General features: G+C 63.0%; 18 protein-coding genes and 2 pseudogenes. 11 read left to right on the forward strand and 9 right to left on the reverse strand.

Annotated elements, in window-relative coordinates:
- Positions 1-5 precede the first annotated feature (5 nt).
- The 9 genes from Bsp3421_RS01505 (at position 6) to Bsp3421_RS01545 (ending at position 8640) form a co-directional block, all read left to right on the forward strand.
- The gene (locus Bsp3421_RS01505; RefSeq protein ID WP_273995462.1) at positions 6-830 is read left to right on the forward strand and encodes a class I SAM-dependent methyltransferase; all 825 of its coding nucleotides are present in this window, start codon (positions 6-8) and stop codon (positions 828-830) included.
- Between the two features lies 1 nt (position 831).
- Positions 832-1932, forward strand: a complete 1101-nt coding sequence (locus Bsp3421_RS01510) for a glycosyltransferase (RefSeq protein ID WP_273995463.1) — start codon at positions 832-834, stop codon at positions 1930-1932.
- A gap of 11 nt (positions 1933-1943) precedes the next feature.
- On the forward strand, positions 1944-2633 hold the full coding sequence (locus Bsp3421_RS01515) for a PIG-L family deacetylase (protein WP_273995464.1): 690 nt from the start codon (positions 1944-1946) through the stop codon (positions 2631-2633).
- A 128-nt stretch (positions 2634-2761) separates the two neighbouring features.
- Positions 2762-3427: a glycosyltransferase gene (locus Bsp3421_RS01520; RefSeq protein ID WP_273995465.1), complete on the forward strand. Its 666-nt coding sequence runs from the start codon at positions 2762-2764 to the stop codon at positions 3425-3427.
- A 13-nt stretch (positions 3428-3440) separates the two neighbouring features.
- Positions 3441-4676 carry a DegT/DnrJ/EryC1/StrS family aminotransferase gene (locus Bsp3421_RS01525; RefSeq protein ID WP_273995466.1) on the forward strand — a complete coding sequence of 412 codons (1236 nt, stop codon included), beginning with the start codon at positions 3441-3443 and terminating at the stop codon, positions 4674-4676.
- Between the two features lie 3 nt (positions 4677-4679).
- Complete coding sequence (locus Bsp3421_RS01530; protein ID WP_273995467.1) at positions 4680-5864, forward strand: 2-deoxy-scyllo-inosose synthase; 1185 nt, start codon at positions 4680-4682, stop codon at positions 5862-5864.
- Entirely contained in the window at positions 5861-6694 is an 834-nt protein-coding gene (locus tag Bsp3421_RS01535; RefSeq protein WP_273995468.1) for a glycosyltransferase family 9 protein, read from the forward strand. The genes Bsp3421_RS01530 and Bsp3421_RS01535 overlap by 4 nt, the downstream gene beginning before the upstream one ends.
- Entirely contained in the window at positions 6682-8034 is a 1353-nt protein-coding gene (locus Bsp3421_RS01540) for a UDP-N-acetylglucosamine 2-epimerase (protein WP_273995469.1), read from the forward strand. Before Bsp3421_RS01535 ends, Bsp3421_RS01540 begins: the two co-directional genes overlap by 13 nt.
- 114 nt (positions 8035-8148) lie before the next feature.
- Positions 8149-8640 carry a hypothetical protein gene (locus tag Bsp3421_RS01545; protein ID WP_273995470.1) on the forward strand — a complete coding sequence of 164 codons (492 nt, stop codon included), beginning with the start codon at positions 8149-8151 and terminating at the stop codon, positions 8638-8640.
- 344 nt (positions 8641-8984) lie between these two features.
- On the opposite strand, the gene Bsp3421_RS01550 is transcribed toward Bsp3421_RS01545, so the two are convergent.
- From Bsp3421_RS01550 to Bsp3421_RS01570, 5 genes and pseudogenes are all read right to left on the reverse strand, one after another.
- Positions 8985-10166, reverse strand: a complete 1182-nt coding sequence (locus Bsp3421_RS01550; RefSeq protein WP_273995471.1) for an RICIN domain-containing protein — start codon at positions 10164-10166, stop codon at positions 8985-8987.
- Between the two features lie 688 nt (positions 10167-10854).
- A pseudogene (locus Bsp3421_RS01555) lies at positions 10855-11358 on the reverse strand (helix-turn-helix domain-containing protein); the annotation flags it as partial.
- A 589-nt stretch (positions 11359-11947) separates the two neighbouring features.
- Positions 11948-12604 carry a hypothetical protein gene (locus tag Bsp3421_RS01560; RefSeq protein WP_273995472.1) on the reverse strand — a complete coding sequence of 219 codons (657 nt, stop codon included), beginning with the start codon at positions 12602-12604 and terminating at the stop codon, positions 11948-11950.
- Positions 12601-14007 carry an AAA family ATPase gene (locus Bsp3421_RS01565; protein WP_273995473.1) on the reverse strand — a complete coding sequence of 469 codons (1407 nt, stop codon included), beginning with the start codon at positions 14005-14007 and terminating at the stop codon, positions 12601-12603. Before Bsp3421_RS01565 ends, Bsp3421_RS01560 begins: the two co-directional genes overlap by 4 nt.
- 161 nt (positions 14008-14168) lie before the next feature.
- Positions 14169-15298, reverse strand: a protein-coding gene (locus Bsp3421_RS01570; protein ID WP_443111402.1) for an IS3 family transposase whose coding sequence is annotated in 2 segments (ribosomal slippage) — positions 14169-15037 and positions 15037-15298 — 1131 coding nt in all. Because the reading frame shifts where the segments join, the coding sequence is not laid out codon by codon here.
- Here Bsp3421_RS01570 and Bsp3421_RS01575 point away from each other — a divergent pair.
- On the forward strand, positions 15297-15782 hold the full coding sequence (locus Bsp3421_RS01575) for a hypothetical protein (protein ID WP_273995474.1): 486 nt from the start codon (positions 15297-15299) through the stop codon (positions 15780-15782). The two genes, Bsp3421_RS01570 and Bsp3421_RS01575, sit on opposite strands and share 2 nt — an antisense overlap.
- Before the next feature lie 444 nt (positions 15783-16226).
- Positions 16227-16718, forward strand: a complete 492-nt coding sequence (locus Bsp3421_RS01580) for a hypothetical protein (RefSeq protein ID WP_273995475.1) — start codon at positions 16227-16229, stop codon at positions 16716-16718.
- A 69-nt stretch (positions 16719-16787) separates the two neighbouring features.
- On the opposite strand, the gene Bsp3421_RS01585 is transcribed toward Bsp3421_RS01580, so the two are convergent.
- From Bsp3421_RS01585 to Bsp3421_RS34170, 4 genes and pseudogenes are all read right to left on the reverse strand, one after another.
- Entirely contained in the window at positions 16788-17909 is a 1122-nt protein-coding gene (locus Bsp3421_RS01585) for a fimbrial protein (RefSeq protein WP_273995476.1), read from the reverse strand.
- Positions 17896-18045 (reverse strand): hypothetical protein, encoded by a 150-nt coding sequence (locus tag Bsp3421_RS01590; RefSeq protein WP_273995477.1) that lies wholly within the window; start codon positions 18043-18045, stop codon positions 17896-17898. The genes Bsp3421_RS01585 and Bsp3421_RS01590 overlap by 14 nt, the downstream gene beginning before the upstream one ends.
- Before the next feature lie 3 nt (positions 18046-18048).
- Complete coding sequence (locus Bsp3421_RS01595; protein WP_273995478.1) at positions 18049-19101, reverse strand: fimbrial protein; 1053 nt, start codon at positions 19099-19101, stop codon at positions 18049-18051.
- Positions 19102-19151: 50 nt separating this feature from the next.
- Positions 19152-21768: pseudogene (locus Bsp3421_RS34170) on the reverse strand (fimbria/pilus outer membrane usher protein).
- Positions 21769-21782: the final 14 nt, after the last annotated feature.

The raw sequence follows: 21782 nt of genomic DNA on the forward strand, positions 1-21782 counted from the left end.
TCGGGATGCAGGCAAACGATGTGCCCTGGTTGTCGAATTTCTATGATCCCGCGCTGTTCGATGCGGGGGCGGGGGAGAGCGACTCCATCGCGACGATCTCCCACTCCCGCGCCCAGCTCGCGGGCACGGAACAGGATGTGGCCGACATCGGCTGCGGGACGGGACGGATCGCCCTGCGGTTGATCGACGATGGTCATCGCGTCCATGGCGTCGACACGTCGGAGACGATGCTGGCGCCACTGGGCCGCAAGGCGGAGCGCCTGCCGCGCGACGCGCGCGACCGGCTCGACCGGTGGCATGTCGACGTGCTCGCGCCGGCGCCGCCGCGAACGTTCGACGCACTGATCACCATGGACGATTTCGTCAGCCACTTCGACACGCGTTCGATCGAGCGCTTCTTCCAGGTCGCGGCGACGTGGCTCAAGCCGGACGGCGTATTGCTGCTGTGCGACCTGCGGGTGCGCGGCGCGCCTCGCGGCGGCGTCGGCGGGTTTCCCGAAACCTACGGCCTCACCGAGGGCATGCGGACGGAGGACGGCATGCGGCATGCCGCGATGATGGGCTGGGAAGAATACGATCCCGCCAACCGCCGGCTGGTCAGCCACCAGATCTACAGTTTCATCGACGTTGACGTTGACGTTGACGTCGACGGCCGCGAGGCGCAGCGGGTCTGGACGACGATCGTTCAGTACAACCATTCGAATGCGCTGCTGATCGATGCGGCGGAACGGGCGGGATTCTCCCTGGAATCGGCGACCGGCCGCGCCGGCGAGACGGAGGCCGGCGGGCAGGGCGGCTATTTCCGGTGGCGCCGGCAGCGGGCCGCGTGACATGGCGTTCGATCTGATCTGGGTCGTGCCGTCGCTGGCCAATCTCGGCGGCACCGAGTACGCGGCCGTCACGTTCGCGAAGCTGATCGCGGCCGATGGTCACCGGTTGCGCTTCGTCACCGGGCGGGGCGCGCATCCATCCTGGCGAGCGCGGCTGCGCGACGACGAAAGCGGGCGGCTCGATCTGATCGAGGCGGAGCAGGATTCACCATTGGCGCTATGCGCGCTGGCGCGCCGCCTGCATCAGACGGCGCCGGCCGACCTGATCCAGTTCATGCCGATCGAGGCGCATTGCCTGGCATGGCTGAGCGATGCCCCCGCGCTGCCCGTCGCGGGCTGGGAGCCGACTGACCTGAGCGCGCGCTGCTGGTGGCTGTCCGATGCGCTCGATACGCTGATTCATCGGCTCGACGCGCTGCTGGTTTTCAATCCCGACGCGGCCAGCCATGCGGTGCGCCGCTATGGCTATCGCGGCGGGATACACGTGGTGCCGAACACGGTGGCGCCCGCCGGACCGTACGTGCCGTCCGTCCGCGCCGGGTCCGCCCCGGTAGTGGGCTGCATCGCCCGGCTCTCGGCGGAGAAGGGGATCGAATTCCTGCTGGCCGCGTTCGGCTTGTTGCGGCGGACGATGCCGGCGGCGCGGCTCGCGATCTGGGGAGACGGCGACGACCGGACGCGGCTAGGCGAGCTGGCCACGATGCTCGATATCGCGTCCCAGGTCGAGTTTCGGGGGGCGTTCGCGCCGTTCAGCGCGATCGACGACATCGCGCACGCGGCCGACGTGTTCGTCTCGAGTTCGCTGTTCGAAGGCGCGCCGGTGGCGTTGCTGGAGCTGGCGGCGCGCGGCCGGCCGGTCGTCGCGACCGGAACCGCCGGTGCGCGCTGGGTTTGCGGCAGCGACTACGACTGGATCGTGCCGATCGGCGATACCGGCGGCCTCGCGGCCGCGCTCGCGAGCCTGCTCGCGTCGGAGCCGTCGCGCCGCGCCGCGGGGGCGCGACTGACGAGCCGCTTCACGCAGTGTTTTTCGCCCGAGCAGTCGGTCGGCGCGCTGCGCACGGCCTACGCGACGATGCTCGGACATGCGGCCGCCGGATGAGCGCGGCGCCAGTGCTCTATTTGTCCCCGCATCGCGACGACATCGCCTATTCGCTGGCTGGCCGGCTCCTTTGCGCGGCCGCGTCGCGCTCGGCCGGCGTCGCCGTCACGGTGTTCACGCGCAGCAATTTCGCACCGTATGCGCGGCCGGGACTCGGCATCGCGGCGATCACGCGGCTGCGCGGCGCGGAGGATGCCGAAGCGTATCGCGCGCTGCGCTTGCGCAGCCTGTCGCTGCCGTTCGCCGAAGCGCCGCTGCGCGGCTACCGCACGGTCGATGCGCTGTTCGTCGACGATGCCGTCGCGATGCGCGATCCGGCCGTCGGCGCGCTGGTCCGGCACCTGACGACGCTGAACGCGATGCTCCGGCCGCGCGCGGTCTATGCGCCGCTCGGTATCGGCGGCCACGTCGATCATCTCGTGACCCGCGTCGCCGCCCAGGCGGCGTTCGCCTCGCGGTGCGAGGTGTGGCTGTACGAGGACCTGCCTTACGCGGGCGAGCTGGACGCGCGCGCTTACGGGACGGAGCTGGCACGCCGGACCGGCCGGGCCCGGCCGGCTCTCACGCCGAACGGCGCATGGCTGGCGGACAAGCTGCGCGTGCTGGCCGGCTATACGTCGCAAGTCGCGCGGAAGGACCTGTGCGCCGTCGTCGCACATACCTATCGAATTGGAGGCGAGCGTGTCTGGTGCTGTCGTTGATGTGTGTGTTCTGACTTTCGCGGTCGATCGTCCGGAGGCGCTGGCGCGTTGCATCGCGAGCGTCGCGGCGCAATCCGTCCGGCATCGCGTGCGGCATCGCGTGCTGTCGGAGCGGATCGACGCGCTGCGTGCCGCCGCCCCGCTGGCGTGCCGCCGCCCCGCTGGCGGGCTGGCGCGACGCGGTCGAGTGGCGCGCGCTTGACGGCGCGCCATTCCAGGGCGCGTCGTCGCCGCGCATTGCGCGCCTGCGCGCAGCGGCGCTGGACGACGTCGAGACGCCGTTCGTCTGCTTTCTCGACGATGACAACGCGCTCGATCCGCATCATGTCGAATCGCTGCTGAACCTGATCGAACGCGACGGACTCGATGCCGCGCACGCGTGGCGCTTCGTCAGGAATCCGGATGGGTCGCCGTTCTCGTTCGATCGCTATCCGTGGCACGACGATCCCGACATCGCCGCGCGGCTTTATCGCGCGTGCATCGAGCACGGCGTCATCGTGCCGGGCGACCCGGTGATGCGCGACGGCGCGTCGGTTGCCGCGGAGGATGCGGACTGGGCGACGGTGGACATGAACGAATGGCTGTTCCGGACGGCCGTGCTGCGGCGGGTCGGTTTCGACACCGCTTTCAGCGCGGCCGATCTGCGGATGCGGGTGGGCGAGGACGACAAACTCTACCGGCGCTGCGTCGATGCGGCGATCCGTTTCGCGTGCAGCCGCCGGCCGAGCGTGCAGTACTACCTGGGGGGCGTGTCGAACCTGCGTGTGACGAGCGGCCCGACCCTCGATCGTTGACGGAGAGCATCGCATGAGTGAACTGGCTTGGGAAGGCGGGCGCGCGGTACGCGATCGGCCGTGGCCGCGCTGGCCGCGCACGACGGACGCGCTGGAGCGGGAAGTCGTCGAGGTGCTGCGCAGCGGCCGCTGGGCGGTCAGCGGGTTGTCGAACGGGCCGCAGGACGCCTACGACACACGCTTCGCGCGCGCGTTCGCCGCGTACAACGGCGTCGAACACTGCATCCCGACGGCGAACGGCACCAGTGCGCTGATGTGCGCGATGCGCGCGCTTGGGATCGGCGCCGGTGACGAGGTCCTCGTGCCGGCGCTGACCTGGGTGGCCTGCGCGAGCGCGGTGAGCGCGGTCGGCGCGACGCCGGTGCTCGTCGACATCGATCCGGCGTCGCTTTGCATCGATCCGCGCCGGGCGCGCGACGCGATCACGCCGCGCACGCGCGCGCTGATGGTGGTGCACCTGTACAACGCGATCGCGGATCTCGATGCGCTGACCACGCTTGCGCAGCAGGCCGGCATCGCATTGATCGAGGACTGCGCGCAGGCGCACGGCGCGCTCTGGCGAGGCCGGCGGGTCGGGTCGATCGGCACGGTCGGCACCTTCAGCATGCAGAACGGCAAAGTGCTGACGGCCGGCGAGGGCGGCGCCTGCATCTGCCGCGACGGCGAGCTGGCCGACCGGATCTATCGCGCGCGCTCGGACGGGCGCCGGCTGACGGCGCAGCGCGCGCCGGAAGGGCGGATGGATCTCGAGGACGCCGGCGGGATCTTCGCGCAGAATTTCTGCCTGAGCGAACTGCAGGCGGCGATGCTGCACGTGCGCCTGGCGGATCTCGACGACGAGAATCGCCGGCGGGGGCAGCGCGCGCAGCGGTTGCGCCGCGCGTTGACGGAAATCGGTGGCTTCGGCCTCCAGCACAGCGCGCCCGGCAGCGACGCGACGACGCTCTATCACTTTCCCGTGCGTCTCGAGCACCCGGTGTTCGACGGCGTCGAGGCAACCCGGTTCGGCGCCGCGCTGTCCGCCGAACTGCGCTGCTGGGTCCATCCGCCCTATGCGCCGCTCGACCGGCACGCGCTGCTCGCCCCCGGCACGGCGGAGGCGCGCGCGCCGCTGCCGCATGCGCTCGACGCGCATCGCCGGCACATCGTGCTGCCGCACTGGCTGTTTCTCGGCGACGAGGCCGACATCGACGATCTCGCCGCCGCCTTCGACAAGCTCAAGCGCCACGCGCACCGACTCCGGGCCTGAATCATGGAACAGACGCAAGGCTGCGACTTTCGCGGCGACGAGGCCGCGGCAACGCCCGGTGCCGTCGATACGATGGATTTCCGTTTCGGCGCGCGCGACATGCGGTTTCTGCTCGGCTATCGGTGCACGGACGCGCTGGCCGAACAGATCGCGGGGTTGACCGACCATGTCGTGTTGGTGGCCGACGCGCGAGTGCATGCGCTGTGGGGGGCGGAGCTGGTCCGCGCACTGCGGGCGCGGGTCAGGGTGTCCAGCATCCTGGTCGAGGCGACCGAAGCCGCCAAGTCGCTCGACCGCGTCCAGTCGATCCTTGACGAGGCAGTCGGCGCGGGCGCGACGCGACGCTCGGTGGTGGTCTCGTTCGGCGGCGGCCTCACCGGCAATCTCGCGGGACTCGCCGCCGGATTGCTGTTTCGCGGCGTCCGGCTGGTGCATGTGCCAACGACCCTGCTGGCAATGTCCGATTCCGTGCTGTCGCAGAAGCAGGCCGTCAACGGGCTGGGCGCGAAGAATCTGTACGGCCTCTACCATCCCGCCCAGCTGAGCGGCGTCGACGTACAGTACCTGCATACGTTGCCGCCGGCCGAGTTCTCGGCGGGCGTGGTCGAGCTGTGCAAGAACGGGCTGGCGTTCGACGCGGCGTCGCTGCCGTACTACGACGCAATCGCGGGGCGCGCCGATCCCGCCGCATGGTGCGCGCTCGTCAAGCTGGGCGTCGCCGCGAAGCAGCGGCTGCTGGACGACGATCCGTTCGAGCAGCAGCAGGGCGTCGTGCTCGAATACGGGCATACGGTCGGTCACGCACTGGAGCTGGAGACGGGCACGCTGACCCACGGCCACGCGGTCGGCCTCGGCATGCTGGTCGCGGCGGCGATATCGCGTGCGCGCGGCTGGTTGACGGAGGCGGAGGAAGCGCGCCACGCAGACCTGCTGTCACGCGCGCGCGCGCCCGTGACGCTGCCGGGCCCGGTCGATACGGCGGCAGTGGTCGAGCGCATCCGGCGCGACAACAAGCGCGGCCGGATCGCGCTGAAACCGCGCGAACATTCGTTCGTGCTGCTGGAACGCCTCGGCCGGCCGGCCGTGACCGCGGGGTTGCCGCTCGTGGCGGTCGACGAAGCGGAACTGGTCGACGGCTTCGCGAAACTCGCGTCCGGTTATTACGCCGTCGCCGGAAGTGTGCGATGAGGCGGACCGTGGGCATCTCGATCAAACGCACGCATGGGCTGGGCAATCTCGTCATGTTGCTGCCCGTCGTGGACAAGCTGGCCGCGCAGGGCGTCGACGTGCATCTCGTGACCCGGCCCGACTGGATCGAGGCCGTTCAGTCGGGCCGGCCCGACGTGACCTGCTCGGCGACGGCGCGCGCCGGGACGATCGATCTCGACGCGGCCACCTGCACACTGGCGCCGACGACGCACCGGACCCTGGAATTCGCCCGTCTGCTGCGCGTGACCGGGCCGTTCGACGCGCCGCGCCTGCATGTGCCGAAGACGTGGAGCGAGCCGTTCGTCCGACATGCGGGCGCGCTGGTGATTGCGCCGGAATCCGGTCATCCTGCGCGCAGCTGGCCGGTCGCGCATCTGAAGGCGCTCGCATCGCGACTCGCGCGCGAGCACGTGGTGCTGAGCGGCCTGAGCGAGACACCCGCGCTGCCGTGCCGCGCCGATCTGCGCGGCCGGCTGAGCCTGCCGCAATTGCTCGGGCTGCTCGACCAGGCGCGCGCGGTGCTGTGCTTCGATTCAGGCATGCTGCATCTGGCGATGGCGCGCGCGGTCCCGACGCTGGCGATATTCGGCGGCATCGAGCCGCGCTTTCGCGCGACCCGGCAACAACGGGTGCGGGTCCTGCAGGCCGAACTCGACTGTTGTCCGTGCAACAAGGCGGAAACCTGCGCGGGCCGCTATCCGTGCCTGGCGCAGATCGCGCCCGAACAGGTGGTTGAGGCGCTGGCGTCGATCGACCGGCTCGCGCAGCGTGAAATTCTCCGCATCAAGGTGCCGGCATGCCTGCACTGACCGATGCGCTTGCCTATGTCGACCCGGTACGGATCGATGCCGCCGTATCCGCCGCGAACGAGCGGGGGCGACCGCTCTATCTGCTCGTGCTGGCCACCAAGCCTTGCTACATCAAGCTGGCCAGTCTGGTGCACGCCTGCCTCGCGGCGGAGGTGCCGTTCCTGCTCGTCGACAGCGGCCAGCATTACGATCTCGAACTGACGGGCGCGAAGCGGGAGCTGGGCTATGCCGAGCACGTCGCGGTGTTGTTCGGCATTCGCGGCACCTTGCTCGAACGCGCTGCGCACCTCGCCCGCGGAATCGACGCGCTGGGCGAGCAACTCGCGCGACGCGGCAGCCGGACCGCCATCGTGCCGGTCGTGTCGGGCGACACGTCGACGGCGGCGCTATTTCCGCAGTACTGGTATTTCGCGAACGGCGTGCGCAGCGTGCACGTCGAGGCGGGGTTGCGCAGCCTGGGGCCGTCATGGCCAGGCGGCTGGGAAGCGCTGGACGACGTCCGGGCGCAGCGCACCGGCGCATGGACGGCGTTTCATGACGAGCCGTTTCCGGAGGGCATCGATACCCGGCTCGCGTCCGTCGCATCGGATCTGCTGCTGGCGCCCGTCGAGCGCAACGTCGATCAGTTGGTGCGGGAAGGGTACCCGGCCGGGCGGATCGCCCGTGTGGGTTCGCTGAGCAGCGACGCGGTCCGGCTCGCGCACGCGGCGGCCGGATCGGCATCGCTGTTCCAGCGCTATCCGCGGCTGGCGTCGGGGCGCTGGCTCAGGGTCGACCTGCATCGTCGCGAGAACATGACGCCCGCGCGGCTGCGGGCGGTGCTGGAGGGCGTGGCCCGGCTGAGCCGCGCGGGCGTGCAGGTCGTGCTGGTGAAGACCAATGCGCTCCTCGGCGCGCTGCATCAGCATGCACTGGAAGGCCTGCTCGACGACGCGGCCCGGCATGGCGTGATGATCCATGAACTGTGGCCGGGCTACGTCGACGTGATCGCGTTTCTCGCGTCGCCGCATTGCCACGCGGTGTATACCGACAGCGGCGGCCTGCAGGAGGAAGCGGCCGTGCTCGGCGTGCCGTGCATCACGTGCCGTTTCAGCACCGACCGCCCGGAAACCGTGCTGGATGCGGAAACCAATCTGCTGGTGCCGCCGTTGTCGGCGGCATTCGTTTACGCGCAGCTGGACTTGCTGTTGCGGGAGGATCCCGAAGCTAGCTGGCCCGGCCTGTCGCGGGGCGGCGAGTTTTACGGGCAGTCGGTCGGCGCGGGCATCGCCCGGCTGCTGGCGGACTATCAGCCCGCCACGCCGCTGGCTGGCTCGCGCGCGCGCTTCGAACGACGCTGACCGGGGGGGCGAAGCGCGTGATTGTCATCGATTGATGACGATCGCCATGCATTCCGGAGTACGGTGATGTGGGCGAATTTTGCGCAGCTCCCGGCGCAGCTGTTCCGGTGATGTTTGCCGTTCCGGTTCGATGATTTCCCCAGGCCGGTACGAGTTTTACTTCCGGAATGGATCAACTTTCACTTCGTCGAACGGCAGGTCGTGATCGAGACGGAAAGCGTGGTGGGCAACACGGTGTTCGCGCAGCCGGGGAGTCGGGGCTGTTCGCGCGGCACCGGCCGCTGCGCCGCGCCCGGCAAGGCATTCCGGACAGGGCCCAAAAAATATTCCCAGTTTGGTCAAAAAAGTGAAGGGGGCATTATGGAAGCAATGGGCCCCTGCGCTCACATTCAACTAAGTCTGCTGCTCGCGGCTGCCAACAAGGTCCGTTGGCAGCCTCCCTCTGGCGTCCTGCTGGCCCAGCTTCCTGGCAAAGCCCCCTTAGTCAATCTTCGGCCGGGTTTCGTCACAGGAACGTGCCGACGTGAGAACAGGGTTTATCTTGCCGTTGCCGAGGCCCGCCGCCAGAACGTCCCGCTCGCGTCGTCCAGTGCGGCGCAACTTTAGTTGAAAGCGGAATTGACCTTGAACCCCTGCGCAGCAAGGGTTTTCGGGAAATATTGCGGTGCGCGATGGCAGTAACAAAATTAGTTGCGTGAGCGGCCCGCGAGCCGCTGCCTGACGCGCTACGGTGCGTCTCTTCTTCATCGACATATCCATGATTTTTACACCTCATGATATGCCCCGCACACGAAATCACGGATAGGTCCGGGGGATGCGGCTGACGCCGGAACTGCTTGCGGCTTTCAGTCCATAGCAGACTCACCATTTCAATCGCTTTGGTCTGTTCAAGTTGAACGCATTCCCCCTGAATTTCCTATACCTGGCAAAAATGTGCCGAACCGGGGTAGCTAGTTATTGGGAACCCATTTCCATTTCTGGTAGGAAAGGTTGTTGCAACTGTAAGTATTGACCTTGGCATTAAGTACGCCGCCACCGCTTGCATCCAGACACTGATTGGACCCCACGTTCAGAAATGCTTGAGTGGACGGTATGTAAAGCCATTCCTGGCTACTGCTTTGATTGCATGCGGTCGCCTGGACTGGCGAGCCGGATTGCAGGCACAAACCCCGGTCAACGAGCTTCAGATGATTACTTGCGTCTATGCTGAGGATCTGGTTCGCATCTTTTGTCGTGCAATTCCATAGACCCACGTTGCTGCCCCCAGCTAGCGTATCAGCACAGTATCCATTGACTGCATTCTGGAGCAGCGACTGATTGTTGACTGAACCGGCCTGGTTGACGGTGGCAGTACATGCGAGATCTGAAGTACAGACTGAACTGGCAATGGACTGGCAATTACCGTAGGTGTTGGTCGAAGCCGACGTTGCCGGATGCCCGTCCAGGTTCGGGGTCCGGAAAACGGCGGTGGTCGGCGGAACGTTGGAGCAGCTCGCGTATTGTTGCGCTCCCTGAGTAAAGTTCTCGACGAACTGGCTCACGGTGCCCTGCAGAAGGCCTTGCGAAGCGGGAACGTAAATATCACCGATCGTCGTGGAATGCCCGGCCTGATCGGTAACTGTCGCCCGCCAGGTGGAGTTACCGCTACCGGAGCCGGTAGCAACCGGAAAGACGGAAAGGGTGTAGGTTGAACCCTCAACCCAACTGTAGTTTATTTTGCACTGTATGCCGGTACCTTCGCCGCCGAATGACTGGCATTGGGCAGCAGTTGAAGGTGCCGCAGCTGATACGTTCCAGATAGAAAATATGGCGATCTTCTGGGTGCCGGAATTCTGCTGTATCCCCACATACCCGCCAATTCCACCCAAGAACCAGAACTGGTTGGCATAAAATGTATTTCCGTTTGCGCCAGGCTCATGAGTCACCTGCACACTGGTGTTAATCCGACTTCCGCTTGAATTCGGTGAAAATGAAAATGAATTTGAAACCATCCCGCCGGCGATGACAGCACTCGAAATGCTAGGCCACAAAAGAATCGGAGCGAGAAGTATCGATATGTAGCGAAAAAGCCTTGCTTTCCTGAGCATTTTATTCCCTATCTTTGTTGTATTTGCACGCTGTTCAATCCGCACGCTTAAAGTACCTTGATAAACAGGTTGAATAAGCTTGTTTGATTGTATGGGCGCACGTTGCTATATGAGTCCGGGGCTGACACTCCGCGTTGTACGGCAATGCCAACGGCGAGGCAATGTCATGCAGCATGAAGAACGCCCCCGTCTGCGCGCAGATCAGAAAATACGTGCCGGCTGGGCGCGGACGCGACTCGGGACAACACAGCCGGCAAGGCCGACTCCACGGCTCGCCAGCAACATCGTTGCGATAAGACCTTTCATGCAAACTCCTTAAAATTTTCCAGGAAAGGCTTCTTCCGCCATGTTTTTCCCATGCCGTAAACAAAGGTACGACCTGATGGCCAAGGCAGTTCAGCCACTACCACGACTATCGCCGCTCAGTGTAGCCGTCCCCGTGCAGAGGATCGTGAAAAATTGTTACGCCCCGAAAGAGGTATTCGGGCAGTGCATGCGCAGAGGTCGCGCCGGGAATTCGGACAGGTCGGTAAGTGGAACGGTCGGGGCTGATCTGGTCGTAGGGGCCAGAAAAAGGAACCTGAAGAGGGCAAAAAGAAGCCTCCAGCCGCATAGCCCGGTATTCAAGGAAAAGGCGCGGCGTTGGCAGTCCTGAAGATGGGCTTCGAGCGCCGGCGCGACACGAGACATTGGGGGCCACTCCCGCAATCGACCAACCAACCGACGCACCTGCCGCGCCGTCAACCCGAGTCGTTCGGCTGCACGCCAGCCACGGCTTCAACTTGCCGTCAGCCACATTCAGTTCACCCAGGCAGGCCCGACGCGCTCGCGGCTGATAAACCCTCGGCGGCCGCTGCCGGCGCGGAATCCACAATCCAGCCCTCGTCATGAGCTTGCGCGCCGTTTCCTTCGACAACTTTAGTCCATGGCACTCCCCAAAGCTTCTCGCAAGCCAGCGTCGGCCCGAAATCGGCGTAGCGCTCATGAATAACGGTGAGGGCACGTAACGCCAGCCCGTCGTCGAGCTTGCGGTTGCCTGGCCGGCCGCGACGGCCCGAAGCTACGCCGCTGGCTCCTTGCTCTCGATTCGGATGACCAACCGTTCCACCTGGCGCACGCTCCGGCCCAGACGTTCAGCCGCACGCCCAGGCTTCAAGCCCGTGTCCACCACGGCCTGGATTACCTTGAGTCGATCAAGCTCTCGTATTGTCAGTGTCACCAATCCGACTGGCTGCATGGTCGGCTCCCGTGCTTGCTCAACGAGCCGCCCAGCATGCCAGCAGTCAAAAACACGGCATCTTGAAATAGCCAGAACACGACATTAGGATAGGGCCGCTACAATCAATTTTTTCGATAAATTCCGTTATGTCAAATTACATGCGCAAATTTATCCATGCGATTCGGGCAATCAAAGCAACCCTGTTGCTGGCAATCTCTCGCCCGGCAACAACGTAGCAGACCCAGAATCGCCTCCTTAGAGACGCCTGCCATGAGCAGGCGTTTTTTTTGAACCGCTATCGCATAGTATGCCTGTCGCCGCCGTGCTCCGTGAACACCGCGCCTCGTATTGCGGATCGTCCAATACAGCCGGCGGATCTCCCGGGCAATCTCACTCAACTCACGTTCCGAAAGCTCCGGACGCTCCAGTAGCTCCAATTGAACCATGCCGATTCCGCTAAGTTATAAGTCGGTTATCGGCAGTCGTGCGTGCGGATTCACGTAAATTTTGTCAACAAATGTCGCTGCCCTACATTCCATCGCTCTAGCGGATCAGTTCTACCATCGAGCAATCGACCACCGAGCGCGGGTGGCCGAATCGTAAATGTCTAACGATCGCCTGTCAAATTCACCAACTTCCGCCGAGAAAATTCTGCAATCTTCGCCCGGAAACGCTGATACGAGGCCAGCCTGCTTACTGGTCCTTGGGGATCTAATTCATTAGTTAGTCGAGAGCGCATTTCAGGAAAGCATTTTCTAAATTTACGTAAGCTTCGCCCCTGAACTTGACTCGCTTCGCACAAAGCATCTAGCAATGTGGTTTTGGCATCCAAAATGTCTTCCAATCGATTTAATTCTGGGATGCAATTTATATCCCCCTGATATCTACGATTTCCGGCAATCCTTTTTATTGCCTCATGATCAGTCAGTAACCATGTTTCCAGTTCGGTAACCGGAATAATCGGAATAATTTTCTCCGTAACATTAGCCTCGCCGGCAGCCGCAAGAATTTCTTGCTCCCGGCGAATGCTTCCAATGTTATCCGCATCGCGATGCATAAAAATCAAATCGGCATGAGGGTGATATTTTTGCAAGGCACCAAGTTTGTCACCAACAGAACGCCCTATCGGAGGACGAAATAAGCTTAAATCAGGAGCCTCACCACTAACCTCAGAAAAACCTTCTTCGATCAAAATTTCCTGGATATGGTTTACCAAGTTAAGGTCGGAGGTTCCTTCTCCAGAGAGAACAAAGTGTATTTTCATTCCTTCGCCTCAACGTTTTCATCCTCAAAATTAAGATCCATTTGCGTATTTTCTGGAAGATTAAGATACGCAATTATTGACCCTTTATCTAAATAATTGCTTTCGCCATCTTTTTCTCGCCAACTTCCCGGGATGCTTTTGCAGCGTATGGTCGAGGCCGGCATTCCATCAAGCCCCCTCACCTTAACGATATCGGCATAAATTAAATCATTTGCATCCTCTAATTTTACCAAAACTGGCGAATGTGTTGCAATAAGAATTTGCCGCATTGGATTATCGTCATTGACCTCATTATGTGGGTCAACCGATAGCTCCTTGAGCAAGCTTAGCATTGCATGCATTTTTGCTGGATGGATTCCGTTTTCCGGTTCCTCAAAACAAAGAAGTCCATTGAAATCTGAATCTTCCGCCATAATACAAAGCGCCAGGAATCGTAACGTCCCGTCTGATAGCGCTCTGGCCGGCAAAAATGCACCGGATCGCTCTTTAACTTCTACTGTTAGCAATTCACGCACTTGATCCACATCAAGTCGAATATCCGAGGTGGGAACTATCTGAGATAGTCGACTCGCAATTCGAGAGCAAACATTTTCGTCTTGACGGCTGAGTTTAAACAAAGTGGCGGCCAGCCTTCCACCATCCGCGCCAACACTACTTGGCTCGTGTAATTTATTAGAACGGCGCATGGCACTCGGTTCTAGCGAAAGAAATCTCCAGGATTGCATTTCGCGCCGCGCAGCAAGAACAGTTGGCCAAACTGAGCTATTTGTATTTGCGACCACAGTTTTTGGAATGCGATTCGCCGGTATTTTTTGAGTTCTCCCGCCACCGTCACCATTTGAATGTAGATGCACCTCAACAATACCATCCTCGCTGGTCCGAGTTGAAATGTATCCCTCCCCTTTTCGTTTGTTTACCACAACTCTGTTGCGAAATAGCGCAGCATTGAGCGGGAAGTGAAGTTTATTAGCAGCCTCACCTTTATTTATGTAAATCAATTCCTCTCGCACTAAATACAAACCAAATGCACGAGAAAGTTCATCCTGCGGATTGCGAGCCAACTCTAATTCATAACGCAGGAATGTAGACGTCGCTTGCGCTTTACGACCAAAGTCATCCGTGATATCAAGTGGCACTAGCATTTCAACTGCCAGAAACAATTTCTCGGCACGAAAATTGCCACTAGTCCAAAAAATATCCAAAGGATCGGAGGACTCTGAATCTCGGACTGCCAGGGCAGCCTCAATGAGCGAAACGTCGCTTAGCAACGAAAGAAATTTTATCGCATCGAATATGTTTGATTTTCCAACACCATTTAACCCGGCGATACAGTTAAACGGGCCGAAAGATATCGAGAAATTGAGCAAATTCTTGAAACCGTGGGCTTCGAGTTTAGTCAACATAGCTTTAGGCTTATTCTGCGAGGTTGCAAGATTACATGGCCAAAACAACGGCTCACTTTCTTAGAAGTATGCCACCGAAACAATGATCCGCTTGGGTTTCCCGGACCAGATCTAGAGCGAGTTTTCCGGCGTTTGATCCGCTTGGGTTTCCCGGACCAGATCTAGAGCGAGTTTTCCGGCGTTTCGGGTCTGGTTGAACCCGGCAAAGGCATCAGCTGACGGGCGAATTCAGCTGGTGCCAACTCTTTGAGAGCAGAGTGAGGACGGCTCTCGTTGTAATCCCGGCGCCAGGCCTCGACGATCGCTTTGGCTTCGCCCAACGTCTCGAACCAATGTAGGTTCAAGCACTCATCGCGGAATGATCCGTTAAACGTCTCGATGTGGCAATTGTCCGTCGGCTTGCCCGGTCGGCTGAAGTCGATTTTTGCTTGGTAGTGGTACGCCCACATATCGAGCAGGCGCCCGGAAAACTCGCTGCCGTTGTCGACAAACAGATGCCGCGGAGCGCCGCGCCGAGCGGCGATTCGGTTCAATGCGGATACCACGTGTTCGCCTTTCAAGCGTTGCCCCACTTCGATCGCCAACGCCTCCTTCGTGAACACATCCACGATCGTCAAAGTGCGAAATTTCGAGCCATCAGCAAGCTGGTCAGCCACAAAATCCATACTCCAAGCGTCGTTTGGCCTGACCGGAACGATCTTCGCCACGCGCGTCACCACCATCTTTCGTCGCTTCGGCAATTTCGAGCGCAACTGCAACTGCTCTTCGCAATACAACCGGTACGCCTGATTCCGACCCAACTGCCAGCCTTCCCGGCGCAGCAGTACATGGACGCGTCGATACCCGTAGCGCACACGCGTATAGGCGATCTCGCGCATACGTGAGCGCAGTTCTGGGCGAGGGTCCTTGATGCTTTTGTAGTACTGAACGCTGCGCGGTTGCTTCACGAGCCGACAGGCCCGCCTCATCGTCAATCCGTAGTGGCTCACCACGTAATCCACCACGTCTCGTCTCAGCGCGGGCCGGGCCACTTTTTTGCAGCTACGTCTTGCAAGATGGCCTTGTCCAAGCTCAATTCGGCGACCAGCTTCTTCAGCCGCGCATTCTCGTCCTGCAACTGCTTGAGTTCGCGTACCTGATCAGACTGCATCCCGGCGTATTGCTTCTTCCACCGATAGAACGTCTGTTCCGAAATACCGACCTGCCGGATCACATCGGCCACCGGCATCCCCAGTTCGGCTTGCTTCAGCACTGCCACAATCTGTTCGATCGAAAAGCGTTTCCGTTTCATGACAAACGACCTCCTGGTTCAGGGTCAAGTTTGCCGCAAAACTCGCACTCGGATTGGTCCAGAATTCCTAAAGCGGATCACGCGGCGTCGATTAAGCAAACGGGACCACGGGCGCCGGCAGCGCCGCGGGGTCGAGCTTGCCGATCAGCTTGAGCCGCATAGCCTACAGCGCGACAATCGCGGCCGGCATCATGTGCTCGGGCAGTTCGGCGGGCAGCGTTTTCCGCAAGGCCGCGATGTCGACACCCGCGTCGCCGTGCAGCACCACCTACGCAACCAGATGCGCGGCCACGCCCTCCGCCTGCGACACGCTCGCCGGTCGCTCACGACAAACGGCGCACTGCTGACCGTCAAGGGCGGCATCATCAATATGAATCGAGGCGGTGATGGACGGGCTGCAGGACGTTTCATTCAAGCACGGCGACACGTGCATCGACGGCACGACGCTCGACTGCGCATTGAACGGCACGGCGCATCCAGCTGACCATGTACGCGGTAGCCTGCACTGTGCCGCGACGATGCACGCGCCGACAGGCGCTCGATCTGCTCAACGGACACGATGCAATCCCGCCCGACTGAACCAACGCCTGGCCGCGACGCATCGGGATCGGCTCCAGCACGCCCCCTGCTCGCCCGCCCAACGTCCACCAGCCGTGTGGTCTAACTAACGCGACCATGAAATCGAATCTTCTCCGCCGCTTCTCATGCGCGCTGTTGAGATGCGATCTCGACGCCGCGATTCCGCGCGCCGAGAATTTTTTCGATGGCTTCGACGCGATGGAAGCGCAGGCCTTCGCCCAGGGCGTCGTCGTTCGTGGCAACCCGCCGGCGCAGTTGTCGTGGTACTTTCAGACGCCGCTCACGTACCGAAAAATGCCCCCTGCTCGCCGAAATGGGCGTCGCAGCTGTCTACCAACCGTAATAGACGATGGAAATCAGCGCACTGTTCCGCGACAGCGATTTGACCTCCCGCGACTTCCCGGCGATCGTCGCTCGCCAGTCCAAGATCGTGGCGTCCCTGGCGGTCTTGGCTCCAGCGATGGTGCACGAGCACTGGTTTTTGAAGGGCAACACGCTCAATGAGGCGACGCTCTACCCCGCCTTCGACGCCGACGGATCGCCGTCGACGCCCGCGATCGCCGTGCTGAGCGAAGCGTTCCGCGAGAGCAAGCAAGGGGTGTCGTTCGCCGCGATCTGGAACAACAGCACCGCGCCCAATGGCAGGGGATCGATGACGTGTCGCATCTCCGATGCCAAGGTGCTGCCGGACCGGCTCTCGGTTCGGCTCGGGGCACCGAGCTGCTATGCGACGGTTGATGCGGCCGCTGGCGTGGTGCGCGCCGTGATCGACACGTTTGCGCCGCGCGTCGTCCAGCAAATTCCGCGAGAGCAAAATGCCGGATTCGACATTCGCGCATGACCGAACGAATCCACGCATACGCCCTGAACGGGCGTCACATGCCCCGGTCGTATCCTTTGTCTCGATGGCTTACTGATACGTCATGGTGAAGGTCAGCACCGCATTCGCACTGCCGGCCGTCACGCTGGCGGCCGTCTGGTAGTACGCGGCCGTGAGCGGGATCGTGTAGGAACCGCCCGTCGTCTTGCTGTAGCTCGTCAGTGTGTATTGCGTGTTGTATTTCAACGGATTGCCGCTGCCGTCCTTCAGTTGCAAACCGATGCCGGTGGCCGTCGAACCGCTCGACAGCGCCAGCACGCCATTCGTGGCGTCGAGCACGGCATTGACCGGAATGAACTGATACTGGATCGAGTTCAGCCCCGTCGGACAGGCATTGACCGCCACGTTGAATGCCTTGGCCGGCGTGCTGGTCGAGCCGATGCCCTTGAAGGCCGACTGCATGTACGAACCCATGGTGACCGTCACGTTCGGCGTGGTGCACGCCGCCACGGTGACGGCAGTCTGGGTCAGCGAATACGACACGTGGCCCGAGGTGCCGACCGTATACGGACCGCCGATATTGGATGCCGTGATGGGCGCGCCCTCGAACAGCACGCCGCCCGTTACCGTACCCGCCGTGATCGGGCCGGTCTTGACCAGGGCCGCCTGAGCCTGGCCGCCATTGATGACCGAGCCGCCCGAACCATTCTGGTTGCAAGCCTGGCCCGCCCACGGGCTGGGAAACGCCGAAAACGGCGTGCCGGCATCCTGCCATGACTGCCACCCACACCCGTTCGCGTAGGTCCGCACGCCGATCGCAATACCGACGCCGGGCACATTGGTGTTCCAGACCGTATAGGTCACGCTGTTCGGCCCGGCCACGGTGCCGGCCTTGGTCAACGACAGCGGCTCGAAGACCATGCCGGAGGCAGCCGATCCCGACGTCGTGCAGTTATAGAAGTTGGTGGTGGCCGCGGTACTGATCCAGGAGGTCAGCACCGTCCCGACCGCGGCGTCGCGCGGAACCGTCACCGAAGTCGGCATCGAGAGCGTCACCGTCTGCGCCGTGCCCGTGCAGCTGACGCTCTGGGCGAAGGTCGCACGCGAACCGAAGCCCAGCATCAACACCGCCAGCGCGAGCAGCCAGAACGCCAGGCCACGCGCCGATTTCGCCTGCCTGCGTATCGCGGCCGGCTTCTCATTCCATTTCATAATCTTTCCCAGGCTTTTCGGAGGGCGCGAACGATGTCGAATCCGACGCCCCCGCATGACCGAATGCATCGATGCGCAGACCACGACCGGGCGTCATGCGCCCGGCAGCATCCCTCGCCTCGACGGTCGCCACCATGACTTACTGATACGTCATGGTGAAGGTCAACACCGCGTTCGCACTGCCGGGCGTCACGCTGGCAGCCGTCTGGTAGTACGCGGCCGTGAGCGGGATCGTGTAGGAACCGCCCGTCGTCTTGCTGTAGCTCGTCAGTGTGTATTGCGTGTTGTATTTCAGCGGATTGCCGCTGCCGTCCTTCAGTTGCAAACCGATGCCGGTGGCCGTCGAACCGCTCGACAGCGCCAGCACCCCATTCGTGGCGTCGAGCACGGCATTGACCGGAATGAACTGATACTGGATCGAGTTCAGCCCCGTCGGACAGGCATTGACCGCCACGTTGAATGCCTTGGCCGGCGTGCTGGTCGAGCCGATGCCCTTGAAGGCCGACTGCATGTACGAACCCATGGTGACCGTCACGTTCGGCGTGGTGCACGCCGCCACGTTGACGATGGTCTGGGTCAGCGAGTACGACACGGGGTTCGAGGTGGAGATCGTATAGGTGCTGGTCTGCGCCGTCGCGGACGCCCCCTGGAACAGCACACCGCCCGTCACCGTTCCGGCCGTGATGGGGCCGGTCTTGACCAGCGCCACCTGGGCCTGGCCACCGTTGGTGACCGAACCGTTTTGGTTGCAGGAGGAACCCACCCACGGGCTGGGGAACGTCCCCGACGGCGCCCTGCCAAGATCGAACCATGGTTGCCACCCACACCCGTTCGCATAGGTCCGCACGCCGATCGCGATGCCGACGCCAGGCACGTTGGTGTTCCAGACCGTATAGGCGACACTATTCGGCCCGGTCACGGTCATGCTGGCCTTGGTCAGCGACATCGGATCGAAAAGCATCCCCGAAGGTGACGAATTCGACGCCGTGCAGCTATAGAAATTGGTGGTGGCCGCGGTACTGATCCAGGAGGTCAACACCGTGCCGACCGCGGCGTCGCGCGGAACCGTCACCGAGGAAGGCATCGAGAGCGTCACCGTCTGCGCCGTGCCGGTGCAGCTGACGGTCGCGGATGCCGTGCGCGCGCCCAAGCCGAGCATCAACACCATCAGAGTGAGCAGCCAGAATGCCACGCGGCCCAGTCGTTGCGCGCTCGTCCCCATGTCCGACGCACCGGCTCCGCTTATTGGGTGCATACCGCCTCCGCATCCGTCCAGCGCTGCTTGCTCGACTTGTCGGCCACCGGCAGCGTGTACGTCAGCGAGCACGCCTCGCCGGCCGTATCGCCCCACTTCACCTGCAGGGTGCCGGTATCGGTCTTCACGCCGCGCAGCACGACGCGGCCTTCCTGCGCCACCGTGCCGACGTTCTGCCCCGCCGCATCGCTCACTTCCGCGCCGAACGGAACCGGCTCGCCACCGGCCATGCGCGCGCGCAGGATCACCGCGCGCCCGCCGCCCTCGGTCTCGAACTTCAGGCGCACCACCGCGCCCGCGGTCGGCGCCACGTGCTGGGCGCTCGACTTCAGCTCGACGCTCATCGGCACGCCCTTCGGATCGATCTCCACCTCGTTGGTCGAGAACGGCGTCAGATACGACACCAGCGCATGGCCGAACGGATCGATGCGCAGGCCGCTGCCGGACGTCACGCGCGCCCCGCCCGCGTCCTTGGCCTCGATGATCGCCACCGTGTCGCCCATCGTCGGCGTGAAGGCCACGCCGCCGGCGTACGCCACCATGCCGCCCGAGATGCCGCCGCCGTACTGCGTGAATCCGGTGCCCTTCGAGGCATTGCCCATGAAGGTCGCATACGGCGACAGGTAGGACAGGTTGCCGCCCACGTTGGTGGTCGTCTGCGCGCCGCCGCTGGTGTGGCCGACGTTCACGCCGTAGCTGAGCGCGTTGTCGACGCCGAGCGAGCCCGTCATCGATTGCTGGACCAGCGTCGAACCGTTGGAGTCGTGCTGCAGGCTGGTCGACGCATACACCGTGTGCGAGCCGAGGTTCAGCGGGATCGACAGGTTCAGCATGAAGCGGTTGTCCCAGCGATTCTGCGTCACGTCGAATTGACGAGACGCCGACACGCCGTAGTTGATGCGCCGGAAATTATTGTTGTAGCCGGCCTGGAATTGGGTGTCGTTGCCGGCGCGATTCCAGTAGTTGACGGTCGAGCCCGACAGGTAGAACGAACCCCATCCTTCCGGCAGGCTCTGGTTCAGCGTGACCTGGAACTGGCCGCGACGCACGCCGCCCGACAGCAAATTGTTGACGCCGCCCGTCAGCGACCGCGCAGCATCGCATCCTGCAGGCCGAGGTAGCCGCTGCTCGAATAGCGATAGGCCGCCACGGCAATATTCGTGCTCGTCGGACTGATCAGCTTGCTGTACGAGACCTTCACGCTCTGACCGTGACGCGTGCCCGTGCCGGGTACATCGGTGTTGGCCTGCGTGATGTCGACCGCGAACGCGCCCAGCTCGGTATTGAGCGCAGCGCCGACCAGGCCGGCCACGTAGCCGGGCGCGGCCGTCACGCCGCCGTAGCCGGTGAGCAGGTTGGTGAAACCGTGCTGCACCGTCGCCTGGAACAACGCCGGCTTGCCCGAGAACAGCGCGTTGCGGTACTGGCCGCCCGTCACGCTGAAGTGCGTGACGCCGGGGCGCAGCGAATTGACGGCCGACGCATACGGCACCTTGAAGGTGTGGATGCTGCCGTCGGCCTCGGTCACGACGACATCGAGGTCGCCGCCATAACCGGTCGGATAGAGATCGTCGATCACGAACGGACCGGTCGCGACGTTGGTGCTGTAGATGATGTTGCCGTTCTGGCGCACCTGCACGAGCGCGTTGCTGTTGGCGATGCCGTGGATGGTCGGCGCATATCCGCGCTGCGATTCCGGATACATGCGCTCGTCGCTCGAGAGCACGCCGCGAAACCCACGCTGTCGAACATCGTGCCGTCGGTGAACGCGTCGCCGATCACCAGTTGCGCCTTCAGAGACGCGATCGAGCGCTGCAGGCTGGTCTGCACGCTCTGGTAGTGCGAACCGCCGTGCGTATCGTAGGTGTAGTTGCCGTTGTGGCGGAAGCGCCAGGGCCCGACGTTGAAGCCGGCGGTCAGGCCCAGGTAGGCCTGGGTCGACGACGTGCCCTGGTTCTCGGCGCGATAGATATTGCCGTTGTACGACAGCAGCGCGGCCGGCACGCCCTCGTCCCAGTAGCGCGGGTCCACGTAGCCGCGCGCATCGCGGCTCAGCGCGGCCTGCGGGACACTGACGTCGAGCCGCTGCTCGCCGTTGTCGAAGGTGGCGACGGCGTCCGGCACCAGCATGCCGATCATCAGGCAGGCCTGGCTGCTGTCCGTCAGCATGTGCGTCGCCTCGGGCGACAGCTTCGCGAGATCCACCCCGACCTGCTGCAACAGCTCGCGATCGAAGCAGGGCTGGACGTTGTTCGGATTGTTGCCCACCGGACGCAGCGTGATGCCGGCGCGACCGATCCAGTTCGTGTTGACGAAGAGGTCGACGCGGTACGCACCCGGCATCGCGGCATTCCCCTTTTCGAAGCGGCTCACATCCACCCGCGCACCGCCAGGATGCTGCAGGAACATGTCGTCGAACTGGACTTCCGCCACTTGCGTGGCGTCCGGGATGGCTGCCATCGCGCCCATCGACGCGAACACGGACAGCACGAGCAGCATGCTCTGGCGCGGACGCCAGTACATGGTCCGCGGCAAGCGAGATATACGTTGAATCACGATAGACAGCCGAGCATAAGCGAGCCCGCGCCCTGCCCGTCCGGGCATGCGTGGTCTTGCAA

It is taken from the genome of Burkholderia sp. FERM BP-3421 (genome assembly GCF_028657905.1).
GTDB lineage: Bacteria > Pseudomonadota > Gammaproteobacteria > Burkholderiales > Burkholderiaceae > Burkholderia.

Bases quoted from the DNA above. Each gene is read 5' to 3' on its own strand.
- Bsp3421_RS01525 (WP_273995466.1), top strand. From the start codon at position 3,441: ATGAGTGAACTGGCTTGGGAAGGCGGGCGCGCGGTACGCGATCGGCCG.
- Bsp3421_RS01575 (WP_273995474.1), top strand. From the start codon at position 15,297: ATGACAAACGACCTCCTGGTTCAGGGTCAAGTTTGCCGCAAAACTCGC.
- Bsp3421_RS01560 (WP_273995472.1), bottom strand. From the start codon at position 12,604: ATGAAAATACACTTTGTTCTCTCTGGAGAAGGAACCTCCGACCTTAAC.
- Bsp3421_RS01565 (WP_273995473.1), bottom strand. From the start codon at position 14,007: ATGTTGACTAAACTCGAAGCCCACGGTTTCAAGAATTTGCTCAATTTC.
- Bsp3421_RS01585 (WP_273995476.1), bottom strand. From the start codon at position 17,909: ATGAAATGGAATGAGAAGCCGGCCGCGATACGCAGGCAGGCGAAATCG.
- Bsp3421_RS01510 (WP_273995463.1), top strand. From the start codon at position 832: ATGGCGTTCGATCTGATCTGGGTCGTGCCGTCGCTGGCCAATCTCGGC.
- Bsp3421_RS01540 (WP_273995469.1), top strand. From the start codon at position 6,682: ATGCCTGCACTGACCGATGCGCTTGCCTATGTCGACCCGGTACGGATC.
- Bsp3421_RS01580 (WP_273995475.1), top strand. From the start codon at position 16,227: ATGGAAATCAGCGCACTGTTCCGCGACAGCGATTTGACCTCCCGCGAC.
- Bsp3421_RS01505 (WP_273995462.1), top strand. From the start codon at position 6: ATGCAGGCAAACGATGTGCCCTGGTTGTCGAATTTCTATGATCCCGCG.
- Bsp3421_RS01535 (WP_273995468.1), top strand. From the start codon at position 5,861: ATGAGGCGGACCGTGGGCATCTCGATCAAACGCACGCATGGGCTGGGC.
- Bsp3421_RS01530 (WP_273995467.1), top strand. From the start codon at position 4,680: ATGGAACAGACGCAAGGCTGCGACTTTCGCGGCGACGAGGCCGCGGCA.
- Bsp3421_RS01590 (WP_273995477.1), bottom strand. From the start codon at position 18,045: ATGGTGGCGACCGTCGAGGCGAGGGATGCTGCCGGGCGCATGACGCCC.